The sequence below is a fragment of the Micromonospora foliorum genome (assembly GCF_022229015.1).
Classification (GTDB): Bacteria; Actinomycetota; Actinomycetes; order Mycobacteriales; family Micromonosporaceae; genus Micromonospora; species Micromonospora foliorum.
In genome coordinates this window covers 1-6,352 of the sequence record NZ_JAKKFF010000153.1, presented here as the reverse complement: position 1 = coordinate 6,352, position 6,352 = coordinate 1, and the positions used below count along the sequence as shown (strand labels likewise).

The following is a 6,352-nucleotide window of genomic DNA, read 5'->3' as shown; positions in this document are numbered from 1 at the left end:
CTGCGGCTGGCCGCCGCCGTACCCGCCGATCGGGCCGCTGGTGCGCCGCCGGCTCTGGGCGGAGGCGGTGACCAACCGGTTGGCCGCGCCGGCGTTCACGGCCCTCGGTCCCGCCGACGGCGCGGAGTTGGTGGAGTTGCTGCACCGCACCCGGGCCGACCTCGGCTGAGCCTCCCGCCGGCCAGCCTTCCGCGCCTTCCGCGGCCAGAAAATGGGCGGCGGCCGAGCAAATCGGCTGCCAGGATGTCCTGCCGTGACCCTTCCCGCTGGTTGGACAACGCGCCGGCCCACCCTCGACGACGTGCCGGCGATCCTCGCGGTGGTGCACGCCGCCGACACCTTCGCCATCGGCCATCCCGACTTCGACGCCGAGGATGTCGCGGCGTCGCTGACCGCCCCCTACTTCGACCCGACCCGGGACTCCTGGCTGGCCATCGACCCGGACGACACAGTGGTCGGCTGGGCGACGGTGGACAACCCGACCGGGGTGGGCCGGGAGTTCGTGGAGGTCTACGTCGACCCGGTACGGGCCGCCACCGTCCGCGCGCCGTTGCTGGTCCGCCAACTGGACCGGGTCGCCGAGCGCGCTGCCGAGCGGGGGCTGCCGTCGCTCACCGTCCGCTGCGCGGTCTTCGCCCCGGAACGTGACTGGGAACACACCCTGCGCGGGCTCGGGTTCGCCCTCGTCAAGCGGTACGTCCGGATGAGCCGGCCGTTGGACGACCTGCCCGACGAGCCGGCCGGGCCATCGGCCGTGACGGTGCGGCCGGTCCGCCCGGACGACGAGGTCGACCTGGTCGAGTTTCACCGGATCTACGAGGCCGCCTTCGGCGACACCCCGGACCACGAGCCGCTGTCGTACGAGCGGTGGCGGGCCCGGATCGGCGACCTGACCGCCTGGGACGAGTGGTTCGTCGCCGAGGTGGACGGGGTGCCTGTCGGCGCGTTGCAGTCCTCCGATCAGGCGCTCGACCAGCAGTCGGGCTGGGTGAAGAACCTGTCGGTGCTGTCCGCGTACCGGCGTCGGGGGGTGGGTGCGGCGTTGCTGCGCCGCGCCTTCGCCCGCTACGCCGAGAAGGGGCGACGGGCGGCCGGTCTGGGCGTCGACCTCACCAACCCGACCGCACCGCTGTCGCTCTACCGGTCGGTGGGCCTGCGGGAGACCCAGTGGACCGACATGTACGAACTCTCCGTTCCGGCGGCCGGTGTGTGATTGACGACCCCGGCCCGGCCCGACCCGCGCTCCGGTCGACAGCGGGAGCAGACTGGAGGGGTGCGATACGCGCTGCTACGCCGAAGCGGTGCCGGTGGGGCGGGCCCGCAGCTCGGTGACGTAGTCGTCCGGGGCGCCCGCCTTCTCGGCGGCGTTGGCGATCTCCGACAGGTACCACGAGGTCGGCAGACCACCCTCGTACCCGTTGAAGACGTAGATCCACGCGGTCACGTCGCCGTCGAGGGTGGAGACCCGGACGTGCAGCTTGCGGTACGTGCCGGCGGTCACCCCCTCGATCTCGTCGAGTTGGCCCGCGTCGTACGGGTGGATGTCGTAGAGCGCCACGAAGACCCGGTCACCGGGGGACTCGACCAGGGTGCTCACCGCACCCTCCCAGCCGATGACGTCCGCCCCGGCGAAGGTCAGCCGCCAGCCCTCCAGCCAGCCGGTGCCCACCATCGGCGAATGCGGACAGTAGGCGCGCATCCGGGCAGGGTCGAGATTTGAGCCGTAGGCGGCGTGATGACGCACGGCGATGACGATAGCCCGGCCGACGGGTGGGGGAGAATACGACAGTGCGTGTCGAATGCGCTCGGGAGAAGAAAGTCACTGTGAGCATGGACGAAGGGCGAACGCTGTGAGCCGGATCGTGATCATCGGTGGGGGGCCGGCCGGGTACGAGGCGGCACTGGTCGCCGCCCAGCTGGACGCCGATGTCACCGTGGTGGAGGCCGACGGTGCCGGGGGTGCCTGTGTGCTCTCCGACTGCGTGCCGTCGAAGACCTTCATCGCCAGCTCGCAGGTGGTCACCGGCTACCGCGACACCGAGGAGTTCGGGGTGCACTCGGACGGCCTGGAGGCGGTCACCGTCGACGCCCGGGCGGTGCACGAGCGGGTCAAGCGGCTGGCCCTGGCGCAGTCCGCCGACATCCACGCCAAGCTGCTGAAGGCGGGGGTCACCTTCGTGGCCGGCACCGCCCGGCTCGGCGACGACTCCCTCGGGCACACCCACCGGGTCGTCGTCACCCCTGCCGACGGCGGCGAGGAGTACTCGATCGACGCGTCCACCGTGCTGGTGGCCACCGGCTCGACGCCCCGCCAGCTGCCCACCGCCGTACCGGACGGTGAGCGCATCCTGACCTGGCGACAGGTGTACGACCTGCCGGAGCTGCCCGAGCACCTGATCGTGGTCGGGTCCGGCGTGACCGGCGCGGAGTTCGCCAGCGCGTACCTGGCGATGGGTGTCGAGGTGACCCTGGTCTCCAGCCGGGACCGGGTGATGCCGCACGAGGACGCCGACGCCGCCTCCGCCATCGAGCGGGTGTTCCGCAACCGGGGCATGGAGATCCTCAACAACTCCCGGGCCGACGCGGTCCGGCGTACCGCCGACGGCGTCGAGGTGGAGCTCTCCGACGGCCGTAAGGTGACCGGCTCGCACGCGCTGATCACCGTCGGTTCGATCCCCAACACGGCCAACCTGGGCCTGACCGAGTACGGGGTGGAGCTGGGCCGGGGCGGCTACCTGACCGTCGACCGGGCCTCCCGGACCAACGTTCCCGGGATCTACGCCGCCGGTGACTGCACGGGTGTGCTGCTGCTGGCCAGCGTCGCCGCGATGCAGGGCCGGATCGCCATGTGGCACGCGCTCGGCGAGGCGGTGCGCCCGCTGCGGCTGCGTACCGTCGCGGCGAACGTCTTCACCGACCCGGAGCTGGCCACCGTGGGTGTCTCGCAGGACGAGGTGGACGCGGGCAAGGTGCCGGCCCGGCAGGTGATGCTGCCGCTGTCCGGCAACGCCCGGGCCAAGATGGACGACCTCTCCGACGGTTTCGTGAAGCTGTTCTGCCGGCCGGCCAGCGGTCAGGTGATCGGTGGTGTGGTGGTCGCTCCGAAGGCCAGCGAGCTGATCCTGCCCATCACCATGGCGGTGGAGAACAACCTCACCGTCAACGAGCTGGCCCAGACCATCACCATCTACCCGAGCCTCTCCGGCTCGATCACGGAGGCGGCCCGCCAGCTCATGCTGCACGAGCTGGAGTGACGGCGGCGCTCCCCACCCCCACGCCGACCTCGTCGATCATGGAGTTGTGGTGGCCGTTCTACGCCGCCACGCCCTCTTTGTGAGGCACCACAACTCCATGATCGACGGGTGACGGTCGGGTTTGGATCATCGCTATCGTGGCTAGGACCGCGACGTCGGTGAGGATCAGAAGGCGTTCGGCCAAGCCGATGAGCATCCGGTCGCCGGGGTAGGCGGACCAGATCATCGCCGCCGCCAGGGCCAGGCTCAGCAGGACGAGGGCGCGTAGCGTCCGGGCGGCGCGTGTCAGGTCGGGTCGGCGGGCGAGCAACCAACCGGCCGCCGGCAACGCCAGGAAGGCGATCACCGACGCGTACCGGTGCAGGTAGGCGGCGGTGGTCATGGCGGTGCCCGGCTCGTTTGTCGGCACCACGGCGGCCAGCAGCAGCCCCGCCACCCATGCACCGAGCAGCAGCTCGGCCGTTCGACCGGAGCGTGGTCGGGGTGGGCCGGCGCGGCGCAGTCCGTACAGCAGCGCCACGGTGGCGAGCGCGAGCACCACCATGGCGATGTCGATGACACCGCCCCGGTCGGAGACCGCGAAGTCGCTGATGGTCAACGCCCACGGGTTGAGGTCGTCGTTGACTTCGAGGTGGCCGATCACGGTGAGCAGCGCCGCCAGGGCGATCCCGCCCAGGGCCAGCAGGCCGGTACTCCGGGTAACAGGCATGCCTCAGCCTGTCGCCGCAGACACCCCAGCCGAATCCGGGACAGCCACCGAAATCGCCCCCCGGGACCACCCCTAGAGGGAGCCGACAACCCGCCGCGATCTTGCATTTTTGGTCGTTCCTATGTGCGGCATGCCCCAATTGCCGGAACAGTAAGTGCAAGATCGCTAAGGCTGGGGGCGACACTCAGTCGATGGGGACGTCGACTGCGGCGGCGGCGGCGCGGGCGTGGCGGGCGCTGACCACTGTCATCGCCCATCCGGCCGCGGCGAAGCCGGCCGCCGCGGCGGTGGCGATGATGGCCAGCCGCCAGGCCGACTCGGTCAGTGCCGTGCCGCCCAGGTGCCCGACCAGCGCGCCGTAGGTGGCCCAGCCCAGCGCGGCGACGGCCTCGTAGAGCACGAACAGTCGGTACGGATAGCGGCTGCGTCCGGCCGAGAAGCAGGCCGCCATCCGGCCGCCGGGTACGAATCGGCAGAGCAGGATGACCAGCGGCCCGGGTTGTCGCAGCCCCTGGGTGACCCGGCTGGCCATCCGGCGGGCGCGGCTCAGCTCGGCGTGCTTGGGTGGCCGCCGGTCCGGTGCTTTGCGCCCGAGCAGGTAGCAGGCCAGGTCGCCGGCGAATACGCCGAGCGCGCCGACGGCGATGGTGACCGGCAGGCTGAGCCCGCCGTAGACGGTGAGCGCACCACTGGTGATCATGACGATCTGGGTGGGGATCACCGGGACGAAGGCGTCCGCGATCAGCAGCGCGAGCAGCACCAGGTACGCCCACGTCGGCGACGCGACGTCAGTCAGAAGTTCGGGCACGCCTGCCACCTCGCCGGATGCGGCCGATTGGGTGTCTTGAGCCTGACGTCGTGTCCGGCGTCACGGTGGACGGCCCCGGCCCGTCGTGACCGTCGACACGACTGGGCCAACCCAGCTACAACGAGGCCGATCACTGCCGGGTGACGGGTTCCGAGGATGTTCCACCCGTCCCAGGCGGGCGGCAGAACGGCTTTTGTCGGCGTACCGTTGTCGGCGCGGCCACGCCCGTCGGGTCCCCCGTTCCTGACGATTCGGCCGCCAGGGCCGCCGGCGGGTCCCGCGCCGGCGGCCCACCCCTCCGCCGCAAAACCGGGTGCGTCCCCGAACGTCGCGCGGGTACGGTCGCCGTATGCGCAGCGCGGTAGTGATGACCACGACGCCGGGTATCCCCGGCGCGCCGCTCTGACGTAACCACCGTCGACCAGGCCCCGGGGCGATCCGCCCCCGAGGGCAGCGCGCCGTTCGGAGCTCAGGTCGCCTCCGGGTCGTACCCGATCCAGGAGCCCGACATGATCGACCACCGTAGGCTCGGCCGCGAGCTGGACCTCTTCGTCTCCGATCCGCTGGCCGGCGCCGGCCTGCCGATCTGGCTGCCGGCCGGCGCCGCCGCCCGGCACGCCGTCGAGGAGTACGTCCGGGAGTTGGAGCGCCGCTCCGGCCACCAGCACGTCTACTCGCCGCCGTTGGGCAAGCGGGAACTCTTCGAACTCTCCGGCCATCTCGGCTACTTCGCCGACGACATGTTCCCGCCGATGCGGCTGAGCGCCGACGACGAGTTCGTGCTCCGTCCGGCGCTCTGCCCGCACCACGCGCTGGTCTTCCGGGCGCGGGGCCGTTCCTACCGGGAGCTGCCGTTGCGCATCGCCGAGCTGGGCGGGATGTACCGCTCGGAGCGCTCCGGCGTGCTCGGCGGGCTGTCCCGGGTGCGCGCCATCTCGCTCAACAAAGGCGCACACCTTCTGCGCCCCCGAGCAGGTCGGCGCGGAGGTCGTCGAGATCCTCGGGCTGATCCGCGAAGCGCACGCCGCGCTGGGCGTCCGGCCGGCCGGGTTCCGGCTGTCGCTGCGCGGGCCCGGCGAGAAGTACGTCGGCGACGACGCCCAGTGGGCCCGCGCCGAGGAACTGCTCCGGGAGGCGCTGGCCGGGGTGGAGTTCGTCGAGGCGCCGGGGGAGGCCGCCTTCTACGGCCCGAAGATCGACATTCAGATCGTCGACGCCGCCGGCCGGGAGTCGACCATCTCCACCATCCAGGTGGACTTCGACAAGCCGGAACGGTTCGACCTGTCGTACACCGACTCGGACGGCAGCCGGCGTCGGCCGGTCATGGTGCACCGCAGCCTGGTCGGCAGCATGGAGCGGCTGTTCGCGTACCTCATCGAGGTGCACGAGGGGGCGTTCCCGGCCTGGTACGCGCCCGTCCAGTTGATGCTGTTGCCGGTCGACGACGGCCAGGTCGACGCGGCGGCCGACCTGGCCCGACGGGCGGGCGACGGCGGCCTGCGGGTCGAGGTCGACGTCGCCGGCTCGCTGGGCGCCCGGGTCCGGGACGCGGCCCGCCGCCGCGTCCCGTACCTCGGGGTG

The 6,352-nt window shown here is 71.7% G+C and carries 5 protein-coding genes and 2 pseudogenes; 4 read left to right on the top strand and 3 right to left on the bottom strand.

Features of this window, described 5'->3' with window-relative positions; all coding sequences use genetic code 11:
- Together PSH25_RS34305 and PSH25_RS13245 are read left to right on the top strand one after the other, a co-directional pair.
- Positions 1–169: pseudogene (locus tag PSH25_RS34305) on the top strand (SCO6745 family protein); the annotation flags it as partial.
- 84 nt (positions 170–253) lie between these two features.
- Positions 254–1,213: a GNAT family N-acetyltransferase gene (locus tag PSH25_RS13245; RefSeq protein WP_238659381.1), complete on the top strand. Its 960-nt coding sequence runs from the start codon at positions 254–256 to the stop codon at positions 1,211–1,213.
- A gap of 75 nt (positions 1,214–1,288) precedes the next feature.
- On the opposite strand, the gene PSH25_RS13240 is transcribed toward PSH25_RS13245, so the two are convergent.
- Positions 1,289–1,744, bottom strand: a complete 456-nt coding sequence (locus PSH25_RS13240; protein WP_112588201.1) for a gamma-glutamylcyclotransferase family protein — start codon at positions 1,742–1,744, stop codon at positions 1,289–1,291.
- A gap of 106 nt (positions 1,745–1,850) precedes the next feature.
- Here PSH25_RS13240 and PSH25_RS13235 point away from each other — a divergent pair, with 106 nt between their 5' ends.
- A complete protein-coding gene (locus PSH25_RS13235; protein ID WP_238659380.1) occupies positions 1,851–3,254 on the top strand; it encodes an NAD(P)H-quinone dehydrogenase in 1,404 nt (467 codons plus the stop codon).
- A gap of 58 nt (positions 3,255–3,312) precedes the next feature.
- Here PSH25_RS13235 and PSH25_RS13230 read toward each other — a convergent pair whose 3' ends face one another.
- Both PSH25_RS13230 and PSH25_RS13225 read right to left on the bottom strand, forming a co-directional pair.
- Complete coding sequence (locus PSH25_RS13230; RefSeq protein ID WP_238659379.1) at positions 3,313–3,963, bottom strand: DUF998 domain-containing protein; 651 nt, start codon at positions 3,961–3,963, stop codon at positions 3,313–3,315.
- A 184-nt stretch (positions 3,964–4,147) separates the two neighbouring features.
- Positions 4,148–4,771, bottom strand: a complete 624-nt coding sequence (locus PSH25_RS13225; RefSeq protein ID WP_238659378.1) for a DedA family protein — start codon at positions 4,769–4,771, stop codon at positions 4,148–4,150.
- A 509-nt stretch (positions 4,772–5,280) separates the two neighbouring features.
- On the opposite strand from PSH25_RS13225, the pseudogene thrS reads away from it, so the two are divergent.
- Positions 5,281–6,352, top strand: a pseudogene (gene thrS / locus PSH25_RS13220) (threonine--tRNA ligase); the annotation flags it as partial.

Coding starts and splice junctions, on each gene's coding strand:
- PSH25_RS13230 (WP_238659379.1), bottom strand. CDS start 3,963: ATGCCTGTTACCCGGAGTACCGGCCTGCTGGCCCTGGGCGGGATCGCC.